11 protein-coding genes, 4 tRNA genes and 6 rRNA genes are annotated in these 24,364 nt (G+C 40.4%); 5 read left to right on the forward strand and 16 right to left on the reverse strand.

Going from position 1 to position 24,364, the window contains the following annotated elements; genetic code table 11:
• Positions 1-179 precede the first annotated feature (179 nt).
• From PFY09_RS10980 to PFY09_RS11000, 5 genes are all read left to right on the forward strand, one after another.
• Positions 180-758 carry a hypothetical protein gene (locus PFY09_RS10980; protein WP_271159724.1) on the forward strand — a complete coding sequence of 193 codons (579 nt, stop codon included), beginning with the start codon at positions 180-182 and terminating at the stop codon, positions 756-758.
• A gap of 96 nt (positions 759-854) precedes the next feature.
• Positions 855-1,655 carry a WxL protein host-binding domain-containing protein gene (locus PFY09_RS10985; protein ID WP_271159725.1) on the forward strand — a complete coding sequence of 267 codons (801 nt, stop codon included), beginning with the start codon at positions 855-857 and terminating at the stop codon, positions 1,653-1,655.
• The gene (locus PFY09_RS10990) at positions 1,648-4,383 is read left to right on the forward strand and encodes a COG1470 family protein (RefSeq protein ID WP_271159726.1); all 2,736 of its coding nucleotides are present in this window, start codon (positions 1,648-1,650) and stop codon (positions 4,381-4,383) included. The genes PFY09_RS10985 and PFY09_RS10990 overlap by 8 nt, the downstream gene beginning before the upstream one ends.
• Complete coding sequence (locus tag PFY09_RS10995; protein WP_271159727.1) at positions 4,380-4,913, forward strand: hypothetical protein; 534 nt, start codon at positions 4,380-4,382, stop codon at positions 4,911-4,913. The genes PFY09_RS10990 and PFY09_RS10995 overlap by 4 nt, the downstream gene beginning before the upstream one ends.
• Positions 4,914-4,922: 9 nt before the next feature.
• Positions 4,923-5,435, forward strand: a complete 513-nt coding sequence (locus PFY09_RS11000) for a hypothetical protein (protein ID WP_271159728.1) — start codon at positions 4,923-4,925, stop codon at positions 5,433-5,435.
• Between the two features lie 428 nt (positions 5,436-5,863).
• Here the strand turns inward: PFY09_RS11000 and rrf (PFY09_RS11005) are convergent.
• The 16 genes from rrf (PFY09_RS11005) to PFY09_RS11080 all read right to left on the reverse strand — a co-directional run bounded on the left by rrf (PFY09_RS11005) (position 5,864) and on the right by PFY09_RS11080 (position 24,357).
• A 5S ribosomal RNA gene (rrf, locus tag PFY09_RS11005) occupies positions 5,864-5,971 on the reverse strand.
• 164 nt (positions 5,972-6,135) lie between these two features.
• Positions 6,136-8,890 (reverse strand): 23S ribosomal RNA (locus PFY09_RS11010).
• Positions 8,891-9,048: 158 nt separating this feature from the next.
• Positions 9,049-9,122, reverse strand: a tRNA-Ala gene (locus PFY09_RS11015).
• A gap of 83 nt (positions 9,123-9,205) precedes the next feature.
• A tRNA-Ile gene (locus PFY09_RS11020) sits at positions 9,206-9,279 on the reverse strand.
• 292 nt (positions 9,280-9,571) lie between these two features.
• Positions 9,572-11,088: ribosomal RNA gene (locus PFY09_RS11025) — 16S ribosomal RNA — on the reverse strand.
• A gap of 1,469 nt (positions 11,089-12,557) precedes the next feature.
• A 5S ribosomal RNA gene (rrf, locus tag PFY09_RS11030) occupies positions 12,558-12,665 on the reverse strand.
• Positions 12,666-12,860: 195 nt separating this feature from the next.
• Positions 12,861-15,615: ribosomal RNA gene (locus tag PFY09_RS11035) — 23S ribosomal RNA — on the reverse strand.
• Positions 15,616-15,773: 158 nt separating this feature from the next.
• Positions 15,774-15,847 (reverse strand) — tRNA-Ala (locus tag PFY09_RS11040).
• 83 nt (positions 15,848-15,930) lie between these two features.
• A tRNA-Ile gene (locus tag PFY09_RS11045) sits at positions 15,931-16,004 on the reverse strand.
• Between the two features lie 292 nt (positions 16,005-16,296).
• Positions 16,297-17,814 (reverse strand): 16S ribosomal RNA (locus tag PFY09_RS11050).
• Together the 16S, 23S and 5S rRNA genes with 4 tRNA genes alongside form the textbook arrangement of a ribosomal RNA operon.
• Positions 17,815-18,585: 771 nt before the next feature.
• Positions 18,586-19,272: a hypothetical protein gene (locus PFY09_RS11055; protein WP_271159729.1), complete on the reverse strand. Its 687-nt coding sequence runs from the start codon at positions 19,270-19,272 to the stop codon at positions 18,586-18,588.
• Between the two features lie 10 nt (positions 19,273-19,282).
• Complete coding sequence (gene rfbD / locus PFY09_RS11060) at positions 19,283-20,143, reverse strand: dTDP-4-dehydrorhamnose reductase (RefSeq protein WP_271159730.1); 861 nt, start codon at positions 20,141-20,143, stop codon at positions 19,283-19,285.
• Positions 20,143-20,628, reverse strand: coding sequence for an acyl-CoA thioesterase (locus tag PFY09_RS11065; protein WP_087708421.1), 486 nt, complete (start codon positions 20,626-20,628; stop codon positions 20,143-20,145). The genes rfbD and PFY09_RS11065 overlap by 1 nt, the downstream gene beginning before the upstream one ends.
• A 72-nt stretch (positions 20,629-20,700) precedes the next feature.
• A complete protein-coding gene (locus PFY09_RS11070) occupies positions 20,701-21,204 on the reverse strand; it encodes an OmpH family outer membrane protein (protein WP_076396645.1) in 504 nt (167 codons plus the stop codon).
• 61 nt (positions 21,205-21,265) lie between these two features.
• Positions 21,266-21,811: an OmpH family outer membrane protein gene (locus tag PFY09_RS11075; protein ID WP_087708479.1), complete on the reverse strand. Its 546-nt coding sequence runs from the start codon at positions 21,809-21,811 to the stop codon at positions 21,266-21,268.
• A gap of 8 nt (positions 21,812-21,819) precedes the next feature.
• Positions 21,820-24,357: a BamA/OMP85 family outer membrane protein gene (locus PFY09_RS11080; RefSeq protein WP_271159731.1), complete on the reverse strand. Its 2,538-nt coding sequence runs from the start codon at positions 24,355-24,357 to the stop codon at positions 21,820-21,822.
• Positions 24,358-24,364: the final 7 nt, after the last annotated feature.

A 24,364-nucleotide genomic window follows, 5' to 3' on the forward strand; every position in this document is an offset into this window, starting at 1 on the left:
ATGACTTTTTCTTTTATACTGAGGCAAATCATAAAATTTCACACTCAAAATAATTAAACTAAATAAAACATTTAAATTATAAATTATTGATAACGAATTAATAATGATAAAAATTTATTATTAAAAACTTTTCATATTACATTTTAATTTATTAACTTCACTCAACAAAATATATCACCATGAAAAGATTTAAATTCAGTTTAACTTTGTCTTTAGTCGCCCTTGCTGCATCTGCGCATTTGAGCGCCCAAGACACCAATACCGACAATCACACCATTACGATTTCCGTTCCGGAAGTAGCCTTGGTAGATATTGAACCTGCCGCCAGCAAAAACATTACTTTGGGCTTCACCGCTCCTACAGAAGCCGGAAACCCGATTGTCGCAAACGCAGCCAATACCACTTTATGGCTTAATTATTCTTCTATAAAATCTGTAGCAGATCCTACCCGCAATGTTTCCGTAAAACTAAATACCGTTATTCCGGGAGTTGATATCAACGTAACCGCTGCAGCGGCAACAGGATCGGGAGGCGGAACTTTAGGAACTCCTTCTGCACAGCTTACCTTAAGCGCCGCAGACCAAACCATTATTTCTGGAATCGGAAGCGCATATACCGGAAACGGAGCGAATAACGGACACAATCTTACCTATGCTTTAGCTCCCGGAAGTGGTCCCGGCGGAGTTGCTGTCTACGCAGATCTCACAGCGGCGGCTACTACGGTTGCAACCGTTACTTACACGATCTCGGACAATTAAGAAATACATTTTCCGATATACAGGCAGGAAGAAGTTGCAAAAATTTCTTCTTGGTCTTGTATAGCCTTTTATCAAACTTAAAACTTTACATAGATTATGATAAAGCAGATCTTGCTATTTTCTTTTTTGATGCTTCAGTTTGTATTTCTGAAAGCAGGAATTGTAGTACTGAACGGACTTTCCCATACCTATAAAGTGGAAAACGGAAAAATCTATAAAGGCAAAATTGCTCTTGAAAATACAGGGAGCCGATCCCAAAGTGTAAAATTGTTTCTTCAGGATTTCAGTTATCAGTCCGATGGAACGATTCAGTATTCTGCTCCTCATACCAACGTTAAAACCAATACAGACTGGATTAAAATGAACACCAATCTGGTTACGCTTAAATCCAAGGAAAAAACAGAAATCTATTATGAAATTACCGTTCCTGATCAACTTTCTGAACCCGGAAGTTACTGGAGCGTTATTATTGTAGAACCTGTGGAAGAAATAAACCCTGATGAGAATAAGCAGGGAGTGAGCATAACTTCGATCATCCGTTATGCCATTCAGGTGATTACTGATCTTGATGCAGAGCAAGCAAAACCAGATCTTAAATTCGAAGGAATAAAGATTGAAAAAGAAAACGGAAAACAGATTTTAAAAGTTGCCATTGCCAATAAAGGAAACCTGTATTGCAAACCGACATTGGTAATGGAAATGTATGATAAAAAGAGCGGACAGAAAACAGGAAGTTTTTCCAGTCAGGCAATGGGATTGCTGCCACAAACCTCAAAATCCTTTCATATTGATCTGGAAAAAACGCCTCCTTCCCTTTATAAGGCTGTTCTCATCGCAACCGATGAAGATGAAAATGCTTTTGCCCTCAATGTGGAATTAGAAGTAAAAAATGATTAAAAACTGTGCATCATATATTTTCATTTTATTTCCGGCAGTAATTTTTTCTCAGACAAAAAGTTTTGCTGAAAAAAAAGACAGTCTGATGCCGGGAATCACCACTTCTATTCCATTTACCATAGAAAATAATTTTTCTGAAAATAAAATTTACAAGCTCTCTGTTGAAACTTCTAACCAGAACATCGTTCCCATTTTAGCAAAAGGAGAAATCGAAATCTCATCAGGAGAAAAAAGTGTCTACCTTGTTCCGGTAAAAATTGCATCCGAAACTCCTCAGGGAACATATAAAATTACTCTTTACGGAACGGAAAAGAAAACAGGCGATCAGTTTTCAAATGATTTTGAATTTGTTATTTCCGGAAACCGAAAACTTTTACTCACTGCTTTAAATGCTCCTGAATTTGTAAGAGCGGGAGAAACTATCATTTCCACTTTTCTATTAAAAAACAGCGGAAACTTTAAAGAAAATCTGATTCTGGAAAGTAAAAATGCAGTGATTGATCAAAATATCTCATTGATGTTATCTCCCGGCGAACAAAAAATCATTACTATTTCAAAAACAACCAGTCCGGATTTAGGTAAAAATGAATCTCAAAACATCATACTTTCCGTTTACTCGCAAGAACATCCGAAAGAAAATCAATCTGCTTATGCAAGTGTGAAGATTATTTCAGTAAAACCATCAGAAGAAGATGTCTTTCACAGGCTTCCTGTTTTTGCCTCTCTTGCTTTTACAGGAATGGAAAACCGAGGCGATTACCAAAATGGATTTCAGGGAGAAATTTACGGCAAAGGCAGTCTGGATAAAGAAATTAAAAATCTCATCGAATTTCATGCGGTAACGAAAAATCCTGTCGAATTTAACTCTTTCACGAAGTATGAAGAATATTTTGTGAATTACAAGAGGGAAAACGTATTTATTCATCTCGGAGATAAAAATTATTCCTCTTCATTTTTAACGGAATATGCCCGATACGGCCGCGGTGCAGAAGTTCGTATTGACATCAAGAAAATAAGTTTCGGAGGTTTTTATAATCACCCCAGATTTTTCAGAGAGATTCAGGATGAATTTAATGTGTATTCCAAATTTAAAATTGCAAAAGAGTCTGAAATTACAGCCGGATATTTATATAAAATTCCCCGTAAAGACAATACCGTTTTAAGTTTCACCAATTTCAGGCTGGATTCTGATGCAAAGCTTCCTTATGTAACAGGAAAATTTAAATTAAATAAAAATATTGAAGTTTCCGGAGAGATCTCTTACAGCAAAACTCAAAAGACAGAGGGAAACGCTTTCATGATGCAGACGGTTGCGAATTTTAATAAAATCAGCGGAAATGTCATGTATATGCGTACAAGTCCGCAATATGCAGGATATTTTAACAATACCAGTACTTTCAACGGAACTCTTCAGTACAGGATTTCAAAAAAAGTAGATCTTCTCGCCAATTTTGTTCAGGATGCAAAAAACTTTCAGCGGGATACCCTGTTTCTTGCCGCACCTTACAGAAAATACCTTCAGTATGGAATTCTATACAGATATGCAAAAAAAGGATCTTTCTCCGTGTTCAATGGATTTCAGCGATACGAAGACCGCCTTATTCCAAAGGAGTTTGATTATAAAGAAAAGTTTTTCAGGATCAGCATCGATCAGCAGTTCGGCATTTTTCAATTCAATGCAGAAGGACAATTCGGAAAAACAAAAAATTACCTGTTGAACTTTTCAGGCAATTCAAGTTTTTATACGGCAAACATCGGCTTTGAAAAATTCAGAACTTCATTCAATATCTATGGAAGTTATGCCGTTACTTCAAGATACCAGATGCAAAATCAGAAGCAGGTTTATTACGGAGCGAGAATTCTGAGCAGGATTTCACAAAAGACAAGTTTTAGTTTATTTTATCAGAACAATTATATGCCTGAAGAATATTTTGCCGACAGAAATTTATTTGAAGTATTGTTTCATCAGGAAATTTTCCGGGGACATGAGTTCGATCTTTCCGGAAGATACACATTACAGCGCGGAGAATTGGGGAATAAAGATTTTATCTTCTCCCTTCGATATACCGCCAGACTGAATATACCCACACAAAAAACAGCGGATTATACTTCTCTTTCCGGAACAATTTCCAATTTAGGCGTAAAAAAAGTGCAAGGAATCAGAGTGTTACTGGGGCATTACTTATCTGTAACGGATAAAAATGGAAATTTTGTTTTTAAAAATGTGATTCCCGGAGATTATATTCTGGAAATCGATCGCTCTACAACGGATATTAATGATATTTCAGACATTAATCTTCCTGCTTCTTTGCAGTTAACCAATAAGGAAAATGTTTTCAATTTCGGATTAACAGGTGCCGCAGGAATTCAGGGAAAAATTGAATATTCGGAAAATATGCAATCCAACTTTATCGGATTATCCAACAAAAAAGACCGTAAGAAAAAAGAAAATATCATCATCGAAGCCTCAAACGGAAATCAGATTTATCGCAAAATAGTGATGATCGGAGAGAATTTTGATTTCACCTATTTGCGACCCGGAGAATGGAAAGTAAAAGTTTACAGAAACGGATTGGATAAAAAGTATAAAATTCCCGTAGAAAGTTTTGATTTAACGTTAAATCCTTCAGAAATAAAAAAAGTAATCATTAACGTCATAAAGCAGCAATCGGAAATCAAATATCAGCAGGAATCCATCAAAGTAACTTACAACGAAATAAAAAAATGAATTATTCAAAATCTATATTTTCAATCTTACTGATGATATCCTTTCAACTATTTTCTCAAACGACAGGAAGCCGAAATGTTGCTGTTGCCCTACCTGTCGTAACACTTATGGATATTGAACCTTCCGGAACGATCAGTTTAAATTATACTGCCCCAACAGAGGCCGGAAATGCCATAACAGCGCCCATTGCAAATACATCAAAATGGATTAACTATACTTCAGCCATTGCCCCTTCCGGATTATCACGCAGAATCACGGCATCCGTTAACCAGATCATTCCGGGAATCGATATTAAAATTCAGGCAGCAACAGCATCAGGTTCAGGAGGAGGAATATTAGGAGTACCGTCTGCACAGATTACCCTTACAACGGTAGCTCAGACTGTAATCAGCGGAATTGGAGGAGCTTTTACAGGAAATGGATCCAATAATGGACATCAGCTAACAGTAACTCTTGTAACCAACAACTATTCCAGTCTAAATGCAAGATCGAACACGCCGGTTATCATTACCTATACCATAACAGAATAAAAGGAAAAAATGATTGATCTAAAGAAATTTATTGCTAAAAATATATTTATTGCCATTCTGGTTGTATTTTCTCAGTTACAGTCACAACGCACATTAACAGTTGGCGGAACAAACTGGACAGTTACAATTCCATCTATAACCGAAGCAGGAAATAATTACACCGGAACCTACGAAAGCTCTACCAACCAAATTATTCTGGCAGCAAGCGTTCCGTTATTACTAACCAGTGGTAAAGTAAGTATGCATTATGTTGCTAATCCTACCTGGAATTCTAATCTTATTTTAAGCGCCAGACGAACCGGAGACGGAACCACAACATGCGTTGGATGTTCAATCTCAGGAGGTACAACATATACCGTTATCCCACCAACTACAGATATAGAATTTTTTAGAATTACAGCAGTACTCGCTTTAGCATCCTATTCGAACATCCCTGTACAATTACAGCTTTCCGGAGTATCGGTTACCCTTCCTGCCACAAGCTATAACAGCCAGATTATATTTACAATAAGTGCTTTATAACAATTTGTTCTCTTAAACGCAGATCATCTTTTCAGGAGCTTTATCCCGCTATCCACTCTTACTCCTCGCGCCCTGCTTCCCGGGTTAGTGCCCTCACTTTTCCCAATCCCGCTGCGGGGTAACCGTTTCTATCGCGGCTAGGAATGGCAAACAATATTGATGAGTAATGGGTAATGGGTAATGGGTAATGAAGATAATTGATAATTGATAATTGATGAATGATGATTGATTACATTCTCCGGCTTCTTTACTTGTTACTTTTCTCTTTTTACTTTTTACTCTGTTCTATTTCCTTTTCTCCTGGTTCTTTTTACTTTTCCTTTGCTTCTTTCCTTTGATAAGGGAATAGATTAAGATGAGAGAGGGAGAGTGTTGTGGGCAAAAAAAAAAAGTCTCATAGAATTTAATCTATGAGACTTTTAAATAAAAACTGGCGGCGACCTACTCTCCCGCTTTCGCAGTACCATCGGCGCTGGTGGGCTTAACTTCTGTGTTCGGAATGGGAACAGGTGAGCCCCACCGCTAAAACCACCCTAAAGGTTGTATATAGCTGTTGGCTATTGGCTTATTGCCATTGGCCATTAGCTTTTTATCGGTAAATTTCATCACAAAGGCAAAACCAGTGTTGCACTTATAAATACTTAAGCTAAGTTATGATAAGCATGATTGCTCATTACCTATTACTCATTACTTATGAATAGGCTATAAATCTACGGGTAATTAGTACTACTCGGCTATGCTGTTACCAACTTTACACCTGTAGCCTATCAACGTGGTCATCTCCCACGACCCTTAAAAGATGTCTCATCTTGAGGCGAGTTTCGCACTTATATGCTTTCAGTGCTTATCTCTTCCAAACATAGCTACTCAGCGGTGCACCTGGCGGTACAACTGATACACCAGAGGTTTGTTCAATTCGGTCCTCTCGTACTAGAATCAAGCCCTCTCAAACATCTAACGCCCGCAATAGATAGAGACCGAACTGTCTCACGACGTTCTGAACCCAGCTCGCGTGCCACTTTAATGGGCGAACAGCCCAACCCTTGGGACCTTCTCCAGCCCCAGGATGTGACGAGCCGACATCGAGGTGCCGAACCTCCCCGTCGATGTGAGCTCTTGGGGGAGACTAGCCTGTTATCCCCGGAGTACCTTTTATCCTATGAGCGATGGCCCTTCCATACGGAACCACCGGATCACTATGTCCTGCTTTCGCACCTGATCGACTTGTTGGTCTCACAGTCAAGCACCCTTATGCCATTACACTCTACGCACGGTTACCAAGCGTGCTGAGGGTACCTTTGAAAGCCTCCGTTACTCTTTTGGAGGCGACCACCCCAGTCAAACTACCCACCACGCAATGTCCTTCTGAAAGAAGTTAGGCTCCAAGTAAGTAAAGGGTGGTATTTCAACGACGGCTCCACAAACACTAGCGTGCCTGCTTCAAAGCCTCCCACCTATCCTACACATTACTTACTCAAAGTCAATACGAAGTTATAGTAAAGGTTCACAGGGTCTTTTCGTCCCATTGCGGGTAATCGGCATCTTCACCGATACTACAATTTCACCGAGCTCGTGGCTGAGACAGTGCCCAGATCGTTACACCATTCGTGCAGGTCGGAACTTACCCGACAAGGAATTTCGCTACCTTAGGACCGTTATAGTTACGGCCGCCGTTTACTGGGGCTTCAGTCAAACGCTTCGCTTACGCTAACGCCCTTCCTTAACCTTCCAGCACCGGGCAGGTGTCAGACCCTATACAGCATCTTTCGATTTAGCAGAGTCCTGTGTTTTTGATAAACAGTCGCCTGGGCCTCTTCACTGCGGCCAACATTGCTGTTGGCGTCTCTTCTTCCGAAGTTACGAGACTATTTTGCCTAGTTCCTTAGCCACGACTCACTCGAGCACCTTAGGATTCTCTCCTCGACCACCTGTGTCGGTTTTGGTACGGGTTGCTTCACTTCGGCTTTTCTTGGATCCGATTTCACTATAACAGCTTCGCCCGAAGGCTAGGCCTTGACACTTCCGTCCGTCTTCAATAGCTACGTCGAACCGTCCCCTTTTTAGTGTGAGCAAGTATGGGAATATTAACCCATTGTCCATCCACTACCCCTTTCGGGTTCGCGTTAGGTCCCGACTAACCCTCAGCTGATTAGCATGGCTGAGGAAACCTTAGTCTTTCGGTGAGGGGGTTTCTCGCCCCCTTTATCGTTACTTATGCCTACATTTTCTTTTCTATAAGCTCCACAATACCTCACGATACTGCTTCTGCGCCGATAGAATGCTCTCCTACCAGATATAATTAATTATAAATCCATAGCTTCGGTATTCTGTTTATGCCCGATTATTATCCATGCCGGACCGCTCGACTAGTGAGCTGTTACGCACTCTTTAAATGAATGGCTGCTTCCAAGCCAACATCCTAGCTGTCAATGCAGTCCAACCGCGTTGCTTCAACTTAACAGAAATTTGGGGACCTTAGCTGTTGGTCTGGGTTCTTTCCCTCTCGGACATGGACCTTAGCACCCATGCCCTCACTGCCGTAGAACATTTATTAGCATTCGGAGTTTGTCAGGAATTGGTAGGCGGTGAAACCCCCGCATCCAATCAGTAGCTCTACCTCTAATAAACTTATATACGACGCTGCACCTAAATGCATTTCGGAGAGTACGAGCTATCTCCCAGTTTGATTGGCCTTTCACCCCTACCCACAGGTCATCCGAAGACTTTTCAACGTCAATAGGTTCGGTCCTCCACTTTGTGTTACCAAAGCTTCAACCTGCCCATGGGTAGATCACAAGGTTTCGCGTCTAATCCTACTAACTATGCGCCCTATTCAGACTCGCTTTCGCTCCGGCTCCGGACCTGAAGTCCTTAACCTCGCTAGTAAAATTAACTCGTAGGCTCATTATGCAAAAGGCACGCCGTCACAGAATTAATCTGCTCCGACCGCTTGTAGGCGTACGGTTTCAGGTTCTATTTCACCCTTCTATTCGAAGTGCTTTTCACCTTTCCTTCACAGTACTTGTTCACTATCGGTCTTTCAGGAGTATTTAGCCTTGGAGGATGGTCCCCCCATATTCAGACAGGATTTCACGTGTCCCGCCCTACTCATTTATCATCTATGTATGCCTTTCAAATACGGGGCTATCACCCTCTATGGCTGTTCTTTCCAGAACATTCTTTTAAACATATAAAGACTTTTGGGCTAATCCGCTTTCGCTCGCCACTACTTACGGAATCTCTTCGATTTCTTTTCCTCAGGGTACTTAGATGTTTCAGTTCTCCTGGTTTGCTCCCATTGCTGGGTGACATGTCTTCAACATGCCGGGTTGCCCCATTCGGACATCTGCGGATCAATTCGTGTGTGCCAATCCCCGCAGCTTTTCGCAGCTTACCACGTCCTTCTTCGCCTCTGAAAGCCTAGGCATCCGCCATACGCCCTTAACGATTTCTTTCCTATTTTTAGGTTACTCAAGCACTTATAAGTGCTCGGTTTTCTCTTTGTGATGTCTTTACCGTTAATGTCAATGATCTTAATTTCTTCTCTTCTGTCTGATGAACAATTGTTGTTTTTGGCTCCAATCGTAACTTTTAAATCAAACTTCCAAAACTGTGGAGAATAAGGGAGTCGAACCCTTGACCTCCTGCGTGCAAGGCAGGCGCTCTAGCCAGCTGAGCTAATTCCCCCTCTAGGTGCTGTTGGCTTCTTGCTAATTGCTTCTGGATTTTTTGCCATAAGCCATAAGCGATTTGCCAGCCGCCTTAATTAGTAGTCTCGGGCAGGCTCGAACTGCCGACCTCTACATTATCAGTGTAGCGCTCTAACCAGCTGAGCTACGAGACTTTGTATGAGTAATGAGTGATCAGTAATAAGTAATATACTTTTCCCCTTCTTCATTTCTCAATCTCTTTCCCTTTTACTAATTTCTAGTGGGTTTTGTATTTATATATATTTATAAGTAATAAGTAATCGGTAATAAGTAATTTTTATATTCCTCACTTTTACACTTGGATCTTTTTACTTTTAACTTTTTACTTTCCTTATAAACCAACCAAATAAAAAACTAAAGCTTTACTTTAAGTAAGTACTTTGTGTATTGCTACACTAATTTTGTTTAACGTTCTTCAACGCTCTAAAATGAGATGTTCCAGCCGCACCTTCCGGTACGGCTACCTTGTTACGACTTAGCCCTAGTTACCTGTTTTACCCTAGGCAGCTCCTGTTACGGTCACCGACTTCAGGTACCCCAGACTTCCATGGCTTGACGGGCGGTGTGTACAAGGCCCGGGAACGTATTCACCGCGCCATGGCTGATGCGCGATTACTAGCGATTCCAGCTTCATAGAGTCGAGTTGCAGACTCCAATCCGAACTGAGACCGGCTTTCGAGATTTGCATCACATCGCTGTGTAGCTGCCCTCTGTACCTACCATTGTATTACGTGTGTGGCCCAAGACGTAAGGGCCGTGATGATTTGACGTCATCCCCACCTTCCTCTCTACTTGCGTAGGCAGTCTCACTAGAGTCCCCAACTGAATGATGGCAACTAGTGACAGGGGTTGCGCTCGTTGCAGGACTTAACCTAACACCTCACGGCACGAGCTGACGACAACCATGCAGCACCTTGAAAATTGCCCGAAGGAGGATCTATTTCTAAATCTGTCAATTCCCATTTAAGTCTTGGTAAGGTTCCTCGCGTATCATCGAATTAAACCACATAATCCACCGCTTGTGCGGGCCCCCGTCAATTCCTTTGAGTTTCAAACTTGCGTTCGTACTCCCCAGGTGGCTAACTTATCACTTTCGCTTAGTCTCTGATTCCGAAAAACCAAAAACGAGTTAGCATCGTTTACGGCGTGGACTACCAGGGTATCTAATCCTGTTCGCTCCCCACGCTTTCGTCCATCAGCGTCAGTTAAGACATAGTAACCTGCCTTCGCAATTGGTGTTCTAAGTAATATCTATGCATTTCACCGCTACACTACTTATTCCAGCTACTTCTACCTTACTCAAGACCCGCAGTATCAATGGCAGTTTCATAGTTAAGCTATGAGATTTCACCACTGACTTACGGATCCGCCTACGGACCCTTTAAACCCAATAAATCCGGATAACGCTTGCACCCTCCGTATTACCGCGGCTGCTGGCACGGAGTTAGCTTATGCTTATTCGTACAGTACCTTCAGCTATTTACACGTAAATAGGTTTATCCCTGTACAAAAGAAGTTTACAACCCATAGGGCCGTCGTCCTTCACGCGGGATGGCTGGATCAGGCTCTCACCCATTGTCCAATATTCCTCACTGCTGCCTCCCGTAGGAGTCTGGTCCGTGTCTCAGTACCAGTGTGGGGGATCACCCTCTCAGGCCCCCTAAAGATCATTGACTTGGTGAGCCGTTACCTCACCAACTATCTAATCTTGCGCGTGCCCATCTCTATCCACCGGAGTTTTCAATAATAAGTGATGCCACTCAGTATATTATGGGGTATTAATCTCCCTTTCGAAAGGCTATCCCCCAGATAAAGGCAGGTTGCACACGTGTTCCGCACCCGTGCGCCGCTCTCAAGATTCCGAAGAATCTCTACCGCTCGGCTTGCATGTGTTAGGCCTCCCGCTAGCGTTCATCCTGAGCCAGGATCAAACTCTCCATTGTATGTTTGTCTGACTCACTCAAAGTTTTTAACGCTTTAGTTTTTCCTTACTTGGTTGTTATATTGTATGTCAATGATCTTCAAATCTTTCGCTTCCTACAAAACTAATTCTCTGTCGTTTTCGTTTCGTATTTGCGAGTGCAAAAGTAATACTTTATTTTATTCTGACCAAATGTTTTTGAAGAAAATTTTAAAGTTTTTTTTTACTAACCTTAACCCCTCTCTGCCATTCAATCTCTAACTCCTGCGCTTCCCCGTTTAGGGACTGCAAAGATACAAATCTTTTTATTCTGAGCAAGTTTTATTTTAAGTTTTTTCTAAATTAATTTAAAATAAAATATCCCCCTGATCCGTATCCTTTTAATACCTTATAAAAGTATTACCCAGGCATTTTATTAAAGTATGTCGCTTATCTAAAAGCTCGTCTCCGCTTACTGATCCTATTTCGTTTTTCAGTGCCGCAAAGATAGAGACTTTAAGCATTACAAAACAAGTTTTGTTAACTTTAATTTCATCTTGTATTCATATTTGGACATAAAACGCTGATATGATGAGAGAATAATTTTATACTTTTTTAAACTAATGTTTGTTTTTTTGATGTGGAAGTGTTGTTAAAGGAAAGGTTGATAGGGATTTTTTGCAATAGTATTGAATAATTGAGGAGGAAAAAATGAGTTCACGGTAAAAAATTTAATCTTCATTAATTCAGTTTTGATCTTTTAGGGTATTAAATGATTTAAATAAAAAAATAATTGAAGGTGTTTTCATTTTTAAAATACCGGAATATGATCTTTTTTAAGAATAATTAAATTAATTGACTTATTCTTTATTAATAAAGGCTTCGGACAGGCTTAGCCTGACAATGTTTAAATATTACGGTCAATTCGAGAGTCTCCCTGAGATTGCCGAAGGGTCTCCGTTAGAAAACCGTTTACTAATCGTAGTTCACAATGAGTTTGCTTAAACTTTTTATAATAAAAATATTCTTGTTGGAAAACGTAAAGATGCAAGATTTTTATTCGTCTCAAATCTTTAAGGCGCAAGAAAATCAAAGGATTGATGCTTATTTTATCGTAAATAAAATCTTTGTACCTTAAGATAAGGCTATATTTAATGAATATTTTGCACCTTTTCGATGGTTATAGCCAGAATATTTTAAGATCGATCCATGATTCCATTGTTTTGCAATGACAGAAAATAATTTTCTGTTTACTGCTATTGATGGGTAATGAGTAATAGGTAATGAAGATAATTGATGAATGATTACATCCTCGGGCTCCTTTACTTTTCTCTTTTTACTTGTTACTTTTTACTTGTTACTTTTCTCCTGGTTCTTTTTACTTTTACCTTGATTCTTTTTACTTTTCCCTTGCTTCTTTCCTTTGATAAGGGATAGATTAAGATGAGAGATGGAGAGTTATGAGCAAAAAAAAAGTCTCATAGAATTTAATCTATGAGACTTTTAAATAAAAACTGGCGGCGACCTACTCTCCCGCTTGCGCAGTACCATCGGCGCTGGTGGGCTTAACTTCTGTGTTCGGAATGGGAACAGGTGAGCCCCACCGCTAAAACCACCCTAAAGGTTGTATATAGGTTTAAGGTTTATTGTTTATTGTTCAAAGTTTTGAACCATGAATCTTAAACATTCAACCATGAACCGTTTTTATCGGTAAATTTCATCACAAAGGCAAAACCAGTGTTGCACTTATAAATACTTAAGCTAAGTTATGATAAGCATGATTGCTCATTACCTATTACTCATTACTTATGAATAGGCTATAAATCTACGGGTAATTAGTACTACTCGGCTATGCTGTTACCAACTTTACACCTGTAGCCTATCAACGTGGTCATCTCCCACGACCCTTAAAAGATGTCTCATCTTGAGGCGAGTTTCGCACTTATATGCTTTCAGTGCTTATCTCTTCCAAACATAGCTACTCAGCGGTGCACCTGGCGGTACAACTGATACACCAGAGGTTTGTTCAATTCGGTCCTCTCGTACTAGAATCAAGCCCTCTCAAACATCTAACGCCCGCAATAGATAGAGACCGAACTGTCTCACGACGTTCTGAACCCAGCTCGCGTGCCACTTTAATGGGCGAACAGCCCAACCCTTGGGACCTTCTCCAGCCCCAGGATGTGACGAGCCGACATCGAGGTGCCGAACCTCCCCGTCGATGTGAGCTCTTGGGGGAGACTAGCCTGTTATCCCCGGAGTACCTTTTATCCTATGAGCGATGGCCCTTCCATACGGAACCACCGGATCACTATGTCCTGCTTTCGCACCTGATCGACTTGTTGGTCTCACAGTCAAGCACCCTTATGCCATTACACTCTACGCACGGTTACCAAGCGTGCTGAGGGTACCTTTGAAAGCCTCCGTTACTCTTTTGGAGGCGACCACCCCAGTCAAACTACCCACCACGCAATGTCCTTCTGAAAGAAGTTAGGCTCCAAGTAAGTAAAGGGTGGTATTTCAACGACGGCTCCACAAACACTAGCGTGCCTGCTTCAAAGCCTCCCACCTATCCTACACATTACTTACTCAAAGTCAATACGAAGTTATAGTAAAGGTTCACAGGGTCTTTTCGTCCCATTGCGGGTAATCGGCATCTTCACCGATACTACAATTTCACCGAGCTCGTGGCTGAGACAGTGCCCAGATCGTTACACCATTCGTGCAGGTCGGAACTTACCCGACAAGGAATTTCGCTACCTTAGGACCGTTATAGTTACGGCCGCCGTTTACTGGGGCTTCAGTCAAACGCTTCGCTTACGCTAACGCCCTTCCTTAACCTTCCAGCACCGGGCAGGTGTCAGACCCTATACAGCATCTTTCGATTTAGCAGAGTCCTGTGTTTTTGATAAACAGTCGCCTGGGCCTCTTCACTGCGGCCAACATTGCTGTTGGCGTCTCTTCTTCCGAAGTTACGAGACTATTTTGCCTAGTTCCTTAGCCACGACTCACTCGAGCACCTTAGGATTCTCTCCTCGACCACCTGTGTCGGTTTTGGTACGGGTTGCTTCACTTCGGCTTTTCTTGGATCCGATTTCACTATAACAGCTTCGCCCGAAGGCTAGGCCTTGACACTTCCGTCCGTCTTCAATAGCTACGTCGAACCGTCCCCTTTTTAGTGTGAGCAAGTATGGGAATATTAACCCATTGTCCATCCACTACCCCTTTCGGGTTCGCGTTAGGTCCCGACTAACCCTCAGCTGATTAGCATGGCTGAGGAAACCTTAGTCTTTCGGTGAGGGGGTTTCTCGCCCCCTTTATCGTTACTTATGCCTACATTTTCTTTTCTATAAGCTCCACAATACCTCACGATACTGCTTCTGCGCCGATAGAATGCTCTCCTACCAGATATAATTAATTATAAATCCATAGCTTCGGTATTCTGTTTATGCCCGATTATTATCCATGCCGGACCGCTCGACTAGTGAGCTGTTACGCACTCTTTAAATGAATGGCTGCTTCCAAGCCAACATCCTAGCTGTCAATGCAGTCCAACCGCGTTGCTTCAACTTAACAGAAATTTGGGGACCTTAGCTGTTGGTCTGGGTTCTTTCCCTCTCGGACATGGACCTTAGCACCCATGCCCTCACTGCCGTAGAACATTTATTAGCATTCGGAGTTTGTCAGGAATTGGTAGGCGGTGAAACCCCCGCATCCAATCAGTAGCTCTACCTCTAATAAACTTATATACGACGCTGCACCTAAATGCATTTCGGAGAGTACGAGCTATCTCCCAGTTTGATTGGCCTTTCACCCCTACCCACAGGTCATCCGAAGACTTTTCAACGTCAATAGGTTCGGTCCTCCACTTTGTGTTACCAAAGCTTCAACCTGCCCATGGGTAGATCACAAGGTTTCGCGTCTAATCCTACTAACTATGCGCCCTATTCAGACTCGCTTTCGCTCCGGCTCCGGACCTGAAGTCCTTAACCTCGCTAGTAAAATTAACTCGTAGGCTCATTATGCAAAAGGCACGCCGTCACAGAATTAATCTGCTCCGACCGCTTGTAGGCGTACGGTTTCAGGTTCTATTTCACCCTTCTATTCGAAGTGCTTTTCACCTTTCCTTCACAGTACTTGTTCACTATCGGTCTTTCAGGAGTATTTAGCCTTGGAGGATGGTCCCCCCATATTCAGACAGGATTTCACGTGTCCCGCCCTACTCATTTATCATCTATGTATGCCTTTCAAATACGGGGCTATCACCCTCTATGGCTGTTCTTTCCAGAACATTCTTTTAAACATATAAAGACTTTTGGGCTAATCCGCTTTCGCTCGCCACTACTTACGGAATCTCTTCGATTTCTTTTCCTCAGGGTACTTAGATGTTTCAGTTCTCCTGGTTTGCTCCCATTGCTGGGTGACATGTCTTCAACATGCCGGGTTGCCCCATTCGGACATCTGCGGATCAATTCGTGTGTGCCAATCCCCGCAGCTTTTCGCAGCTTACCACGTCCTTCTTCGCCTCTGAAAGCCTAGGCATCCGCCATACGCCCTTAACGATTTCTTTCCTATTTTTAGGTTACTCAAGCACTTATAAGTGCTCGGTTTTCTCTTTGTGATGTCTTTACCGTTAATGTCAATGATCTTAATTTCTTCTCTTCTGTCTGATGAACAATTGTTGTTTTTGGCTCCAATCGTAACTTTTAAATCAAACTTCCAAAACTGTGGAGAATAAGGGAGTCGAACCCTTGACCTCCTGCGTGCAAGGCAGGCGCTCTAGCCAGCTGAGCTAATTCCCCCTCTAGGTGCTGTTGGCTTCTTGCTAATTGCTTCTGGATTTTTTGCCATAAGCCATAAGCGATTTGCCAGCCGCCTTAATTAGTAGTCTCGGGCAGGCTCGAACTGCCGACCTCTACATTATCAGTGTAGCGCTCTAACCAGCTGAGCTACGAGACTTTGTATGAGTAATGAGTGATCAGTAATAAGTAATATACTTTTCCCCTTCTTCATTTCTCAATCTCTTTCCCTTTTACTAATTTCTAGTGGGTTTTGTATTTATATATATTTATAAGTAATAAGTAATCGGTAATAAGTAATTTTTATATTCCTCACTTTTACACTTGGATCTTTTTACTTTTAACTTTTTACTTTCCTTATAAACCAACCAAATAAAAAACTAAAGCTTTACTTTAAGTAAGTACTTTGTGTATTGCTACACTAATTTTGTTTAACGTTCTTCAACGCTCTAAAATGAGATGTTCCAGCCGCACCTTCCGGTACGGCTACCTTGTTACGACTTAGCCCTAGTTACCTGTTTTACCCTAGGCAGCTCCTGTTACGGTCACCGACTTCAGGTACCCCAGACTTCCATGGCTTGACGGGCGGTGTGTACAAGGCCCGGGAACGTATTCACCGCGCCATGGCTGATGCGCGATTACTAGCGATTCCAGCTTCATAGAGTCGAGTTGCAGACTCCAATCCGAACTGAGACCGGCTTTCGAGATTTGCATCACATCGCTGTGTAGCTGCCCTCTGTACCTACCATTGTATTACGTGTGTGGCCCAAGACGTAAGGGCCGTGATGATTTGACGTCATCCCCACCTTCCTCTCTACTTGCGTAGGCAGTCTCACTAGAGTCCCCAACTGAATGATGGCAACTAGTGACAGGGGTTGCGCTCGTTGCAGGACTTAACCTAACACCTCACGGCACGAGCTGACGACAACCATGCAGCACCTTGAAAATTGCCCGAAGGAGGATCTATTTCTAAATCTGTCAATTCCCATTTAAGTCTTGGTAAGGTTCCTCGCGTATCATCGAATTAAACCACATAATCCACCGCTTGTGCGGGCCCCCGTCAATTCCTTTGAGTTTCAAACTTGCGTTCGTACTCCCCAGGTGGCTAACTTATCACTTTCGCTTAGTCTCTGATTCCGAAAAACCAAAAACGAGTTAGCATCGTTTACGGCGTGGACTACCAGGGTATCTAATCCTGTTCGCTCCCCACGCTTTCGTCCATCAGCGTCAGTTAAGACATAGTAACCTGCCTTCGCAATTGGTGTTCTAAGTAATATCTATGCATTTCACCGCTACACTACTTATTCCAGCTACTTCTACCTTACTCAAGACCCGCAGTATCAATGGCAGTTTCATAGTTAAGCTATGAGATTTCACCACTGACTTACGGATCCGCCTACGGACCCTTTAAACCCAATAAATCCGGATAACGCTTGCACCCTCCGTATTACCGCGGCTGCTGGCACGGAGTTAGCTTAATGCTTATTCGTACAGTACCTTCAGCTATTTACACGTAAATAGGTTTATCCCTGTACAAAAGAAGTTTACAACCCATAGGGCCGTCGTCCTTCACGCGGGATGGCTGGATCAGGCTCTCACCCATTGTCCAATATTCCTCACTGCTGCCTCCCGTAGGAGTCTGGTCCGTGTCTCAGTACCAGTGTGGGGGATCACCCTCTCAGGCCCCCTAAAGATCATTGACTTGGTGAGCCGTTACCTCACCAACTATCTAATCTTGCGCGTGCCCATCTCTATCCACCGGAGTTTTCAATAATAAGTGATGCCACTCAGTATATTATGGGGTATTAATCTCCCTTTCGAAAGGCTATCCCCCAGATAAAGGCAGGTTGCACACGTGTTCCGCACCCGTGCGCCGCTCTCAAGATTCCGAAGAATCTCTACCGCTCGGCTTGCATGTGTTAGGCCTCCCGCTAGCGTTCATCCTGAGCCAGGATCAAACTCTCCATTGTATGTTTGTCTGACTCACTCAAAGTTTTTAACGCTTTAGTTTTTCCTTACTTGGTTGTTATATTGTATGTCAATGATCTTCAAATCTTTCGCTTCCTACAAAACTAATTCTCTGTCGTTTTCGTTTCGTATTTGCGAGTGCAAAAGTAATACTTTATTTTATTCTGACCAAATGTTTTTGAAGAAAATTTTAAAGTTTTTTTTTACTAACCTTAACCCCTCTCTGCCATTCAATCTCTAACTCCTGCGCTTCCCCGTTTAGGGACTGCAAAGATACAAATCTTTTTATTCTGAGCAAGTTTTATTTTAAGTTTTTTTCTAAATTAATTTAAAATAAAATATCCCCGATCCGTATCATCTTAATACTTTATAAAAGTATTATCCAGGCGTTTATTAAAGTATATCGCTTATCTAAAAGCTCGTCTCCGCTTACTGAGTCTCTTTCGTTTTTCAATGCCGCAAAGATAGAAACTTTAAACCCGCTCTTCCAAATATATTTAACATAATATTTACACTAAAGCAGTAATTGTGGGTAACTTTGAATCCTAAAACACTGGTTTATTTGAGTTTAAATGGTTATCCATAGTTTTCCACATTACTCGATTAAAGTTTTTTGCTCCATGAAAACGTTGGATAAGGAGTGGAAGATTGGATTTTGAACCAAAGTTTCGTGGATTTGAGGGAAAAATAGATGGGTTTGAGGGGAAGTGTTGGAGAGGAGAGAGTTTGTGGTGCAAAGAAAAGAAGATTATTTATAAATGAAAAAGCAGAGTTTAATTACTCTGCTTTTCTTTATTATATATGGTGCTTAAAAATTCTCCGTAGGATTTTTCTAGACCGATGATATCGCCACTTTTTAGATTAAGTCCGCCTACTCCACTTTCGTCTGATTTTATTTTTGTAGCCGAAATCTGGAAATACTGATTAGAACTATTGTCTTTAGGCTGGATTTTGATGGTTGAGCCTAATAACTTTTTAGTTGAAATTGTATAGACTTCACCGGGAACCGTTTTCAGTTTCAGGTATGATCTTGGTGAAAGTACATAATCGGTCTTATTGATCGCTATTTTCTGATCTTTTTCTGAAGAAGCGAAAATATACATATACCCTGTCTGATCTTTGAATTGATCTTTTGGAAGAAAATAAAGATTTAATCTGTAATTGGAAGGGTTGAAATTCTGAGGAGTTCCATCAATATTTTCAAAAGGTTTCCATGAAAATGCATTGGCCCCGATTTCTTTTGCCTTCTTATACATTAATGAAAAAACTTCATCGTCGTATTTCCAGAATCCCTGGACTTCGACTTCACCCAAATATTCAGCATCTTTTATTTCTTCATTAATTTTGTACAGGAATTTATCGGTATTCTCTTTCGTTTTTTGAACTTTCGTAAGGTACACATTTTGTGCGCTGCAAAGCTGAGTAAGAAAAGCGAAAGCAACAATGATGAGATTTTTCATTCTATATATATTATTGTGTAAGAATGGTAACGCATTCTTCGAGACTATTTTCCCAATATTTGGGTTCTATTTTATAAACTTCTTCAATTTTATCGAGAGACATCGTGCTTCTTTTCGGTCTTTTTGCCGGAGTAGGATATTGCTCGGTAGTTAAAGGATTTAATTTAACTGAAGATTTAGAAAATTCAGCTATTTTTCCAGCAAATTCAAACCAAGTTGTTTCGGGATAGTTTGAGAAGTGGAAAACGCCATATTTTTTTTCTTTTGCTTCAATGATGTTCATAATGGCCTCAGCCAAATCGTTTGCATTGGTAGGTTGCCCGAACTGATCTGCCACAATTCCCAATTCGTCTTTCTGAGAAAAAAGATTGAGCATTGTTTTCACAAAATTTTTATTGAACTCAGAATACAGCCATGAAGTTCTTAAGATGATTGTTTTCGGATTAATCTCCAATGCAAGCTCTTCACCTTTCAATTTGGATTCGCCGTACACTCCGATCGGACTTGTAAAATCGTCTTCGGAATAGCTTAAATTGGTTTCTCCATCAAAGACATAATCTGTAGAAACGTGGATAAAAGTCGTTTTAGAGTCTTTACACGCCTGCGCAAGGGAAGCCACTCCTTCTGCATTTACAGCAAAAGCCTTTTCTTTTTCAGTTTCGGCAAGATCTACCGCTGTATAAGCTGAAGCGTTGATACAGTAATCCGGTTTGTTTTCCGTAAAAACAGTATTGATCTGATCTTCGTTGGTGATGTCTAAAGTCTGTGAATCTGTAAAAATGAATTCATAATCCAGCTCAAAATCCGGAGCAATTTTTCTGATGCAGTTTCCTAACTGCCCGTTTCCTCCTATTACTAAAATTTTTTTCATCATGAGTTTCTCGCGTTTTGTGATCTTAAATATTTAACTCTCGACTGGAAATCTTTCTGTTCCAAATCTACATAAAACTTATTGAATGTTTCTTTAATTTCTTCGGGATGTACTTCCGATTTTCTTGTTTTAACATTAAAGTAGATTACCGTAACCCACAATACGGCATGAATTGTTTTCTCGTCTAAACTTTTCATCAGGATTTCCACTTTTGCCGTTCTGTCTGCCACTTCAATGGTTTTGCTGCTGATAACAACCGAGGTATTGTATCTTACTTCTTTTAAATAGGCTATTTCATTCTGAATCGCAATCCAGGTGCATCCCGTCATTTTAGTGTATTCTTCATACGTGAAACCATAAAATGTTTCTACGTGATCTTCTCTGGCGTTGAACATGTAGTCCAGATATTTCACGTTGTTTAAATGACCAATGGGATCGCAGTCGCTGAATCTGACCTTTACCGTGGTTGATACTTCTTTTTCCATTCCGCAAAAATAAAAAAACCACCTCGAAGTGAGATGGTTCATTTTTATAAATATTTATTAATTTCTAAAAAATTACTGAATATTCAATTCTTTTTTCACCGCAGCTGTAGCATCTGGTCCTCCTTTGAATACGAATGCTGAAGAATTTGCATCCATAATGTAATCATAACCGTTAGCTTTTGCTACTTTAGAAACCGCCTCGTTCAGTTTTTTCTCGATTGGTTCGTAAGCAACATCCTGCTTAGCCACGAAGTCTTTCTGAGCTTTATCGTTCATCTGCTGGATTTCTTCCTGCATTTTTGCCAATTCTGCTTCTCTTGCTTTGTTTTCTTCAGCTGTTTTCTTTGGAGCTTCTTCAGAATACTGCTTTAATTTAGCCTGTCCTGCGTCTGCTTTTTTCTTGATTTCTGCCTGTTTAGTATCTAAGAAAGTTTTAAGATCCGCATCTGCTTTTTTCTTTTCAGGCATTGCGTTAAGAATTCCTATAACATCTAAAGTTGCAATTTTTTGAGCTTTTGCCATACCTACCGATACAACCATCATTACCGCTGCAAATAATACACTTAATTTTTTCATAATTGGTAAATAAATAATTTAATTTGTTTTTAGATTTGTAAATGTAATAAAAGTTAAACTTTTATTTTTTTGTTTTGCCTTTTTCTTTCGGTTCGGCATCTTTTAACAAGATTGCCAAAACTTTATCCGAATAATCGGATCTTTTCTGAAGAAAAATAACATTATTGCTTGTTTTATCTAAAACTATCGCCAAACCGTTCTTTTCAGACATGGTTTTGATAGCTTCCCAGATCTGATCCTGAAAAGGCTGAACCAGATTTGTTCTCAGTTTCTTTATTTCTCCGGTGGCACCAAAACGTAAACTCGTTGTTGTTTTGATGTTTTTTTCCAGATCCATTACTTCTTTTTCTCTCAATTTAAGCTGATCTCCGATTAAAAGAACTTTTTCACTTTCAAAAGCAGATCTTTTTCTTTCGTATTCAGACTGCAGGTTCTGAAGTTCGGACTGCCATGTATCAATCTGTGCATTCAGTCTTGCTTCAGCTTCTTTATATTGAGGCATTTTATTCAGAATATATTCCGTGTCTACAACGCCCACTTTCTGTGCATTGCTTAGACCGAAAAGCAGGAATAAAACAAATGATAAAACAATTCTAAAATTTTTCATATCGTGGATTATAATGATTGGTTCATCAAGAAGTGCGTCTTCCATCCTGAAGGCTCAGTTCCTGAAACTGTTTTGTCGAATCCGTAAGCGAAATCAAATCCAATTAAACCAAATGCTCCCATATAAACTCTCACCCCAATACCCACTGATCTTTTCAATTGGAAAGGATTATAATTTCCCCAAGAATTCCACACGTTACCTCCTTCCGCGAACGTTAATGCATAAATCTTTGCAGTTTGGTTCAATGAAATCGGGTATCTTAATTCTAACGTAAATCTGTTGTAAATAGTACCTCCTCCTGTTGGAGTAATATCTTCGGAAGTTCCTCCGTACGTAGAAGCATTTTCATAACCTCTTAACGGAATTAATTCTCTACCGTCATATCTACCTCCGAATAATCCGGTACCACCTACATAGAATCTTTCAAACGGCGGAGCTCCTAATTTAGAGTTATATCCATCCATGAATCCCATTTCAGCTGAAGATCTCAAAACCAGTTTTCCAATAATTTCATTGTATACATCTGCTTTGAACTTCACTTTATAGAATTCCATCCACTTGTATTTCTCTGTAGGACTTAAAGTAGAATAATCTTTATTGTTGAATGCAGAATATGGCAATGTAAATTTCACCGAAAGGTCTATGTTTGAACCTACTGTCGGGAATATAGGATCAATACCTGCAGAGTTTCTGCTTAATCCTAAGTTGATACTTAAGTTGTTGGCAGAACCATAATATTCTGTAGCATCACCAAACTGGAAAGGATAGTTCTTAAAGTCATACTTTTGGTACTGAAGACCTGTATACAGTGAGAAATAATCATCCGGCCATCTCAAATATCTATTCAAACCTACTGAAGCTGAGAAAATATTCAGTTTCTGTGCATTCCCGTAAACATCCGAATATTTTACTCTTGAGTTATTTAAACTTACAGAAAGTGCAGTCGGTCTTGTTCCGAACAACCATGGTTCTGTAAATGAAATTCCGTAATTCTGGAAATATTGTCCTGCCTGTGCCTGAAGCGATAACGTTTGCCCATCACCTTGAGGAACCGGCTTAAAGTCTTTGAATTTAAGGAAATTCTTTAACGAGAAGTTATTGAATGTTAATCCTAAAGTTCCGATGAAACTGTTACCTCCGTAACCTGCCTGTAACTGAACCTGAGAAGAACCTTTCTCCACCAGTTTCCAGTTGATATCTACCGTATTATCCTGCTGATTTGGCTGGATATCCTGCCCAACTTGTTGAGGATCAAAAAACTGCATTCCGGCTAAATCGAAATATGTTCTTTTGATATCACTTTTAGCGAATAAATTTCCCGGCTTTGTTCTTAAAGCTCTAAGAATAACGTGGTCATGAGTGGTTGTGTTTCCTTCCCATGTTACTTTATTCCATGTAGCTTTTTCACCTTCGTTGATACGGATTTCAAGATTGATTTTATCCCCATCTACAGATTTTTCAATAAGCGTAACGTTTGAGAAAAGGTAACCGTTGTTCATATAACTGGATTTGATATCAGAATCGTCTTCTTTACCTCCGTCTTCACCTACTTTTTTGTTAAAACCTACTGCATCGTAGATATCTCCTCTTTTATATCCTAAAAGTCTTTGTAAATAGTCTGTAGAATAAACGGTATTTCCGGTAAATGTAATATCTCCGATGTAATACTGTATTCCTTCTTTAAGCTTTACATTGATCTCATAATTGTTTCGCTTGTTTCTCCAAACAGAATCTGAAACAATGGCAGCATCTCTGTATCCTAAAGAGTTATAATAGCTGATCAGGTTTTGCTTGTCTTCCTGATATTTATCTTCAATGAATTTTGAAGATTTCAGGATTCCGCCAATACCGAATCTTTTTTGTTTTGTTTCTTTAAAGGCTTTTTTTCTAAGTTTTCTGTCTGATACATACTGATTTCCTTCGAATTCGATATGATCGATTTTGATTCTTTTGCCTTTATCTACATTAATCGTCCAGTCTACTAAATTAGGATCTCCCGCATTTACTTTTTCCTGAATGGAAATTTTAGCATCGGCATATCCTTTTTTAATGAAATCTTTCGGAACATTTGTTTTAAGACTTGAAACTAAGTTCTGTGTAATTTTTGTTCCCGGCTTCAGATTGTTGTCTTTGGCCATTTTTTCATTTTTGGACTTCCCGATTCCTTTACCTGTAAATTTTACTTCTCCAAGATCTTTCAGATCCTGCAGGTAAAACTTCAGAATAACCGTTTCGCCTTCAATACTTTGTACGTAAACCTCCACTTCAGAAAAAGATTGAGTGTCCCAAAGTTTTTTTACAGCATTGCTGATTTTTTGCCCCGGGATATCCACAGATTCTCCCTTTACCAAACCTGTAAATCTCAGGATCTGAGTAAGCGTATATTTTTTAACCCCATCTACAACGATGTCTTTTAAGGTGTATGTCCCTGCTTGGTTTTCTGCGTGTACAGAATTGCTCACCTGTGTGCTGTCCTGTGGAGTTACCTGTCCATAAAAATGTGCAGAAGCAACAAACATAATGATGGGTAATAGTCTAAACTTCATTTTATCG

Source organism: Chryseobacterium gambrini (assembly GCF_027920505.1).
In the GTDB taxonomy this organism is placed as follows: domain Bacteria; phylum Bacteroidota; class Bacteroidia; order Flavobacteriales; family Weeksellaceae; genus Chryseobacterium; species Chryseobacterium gambrini.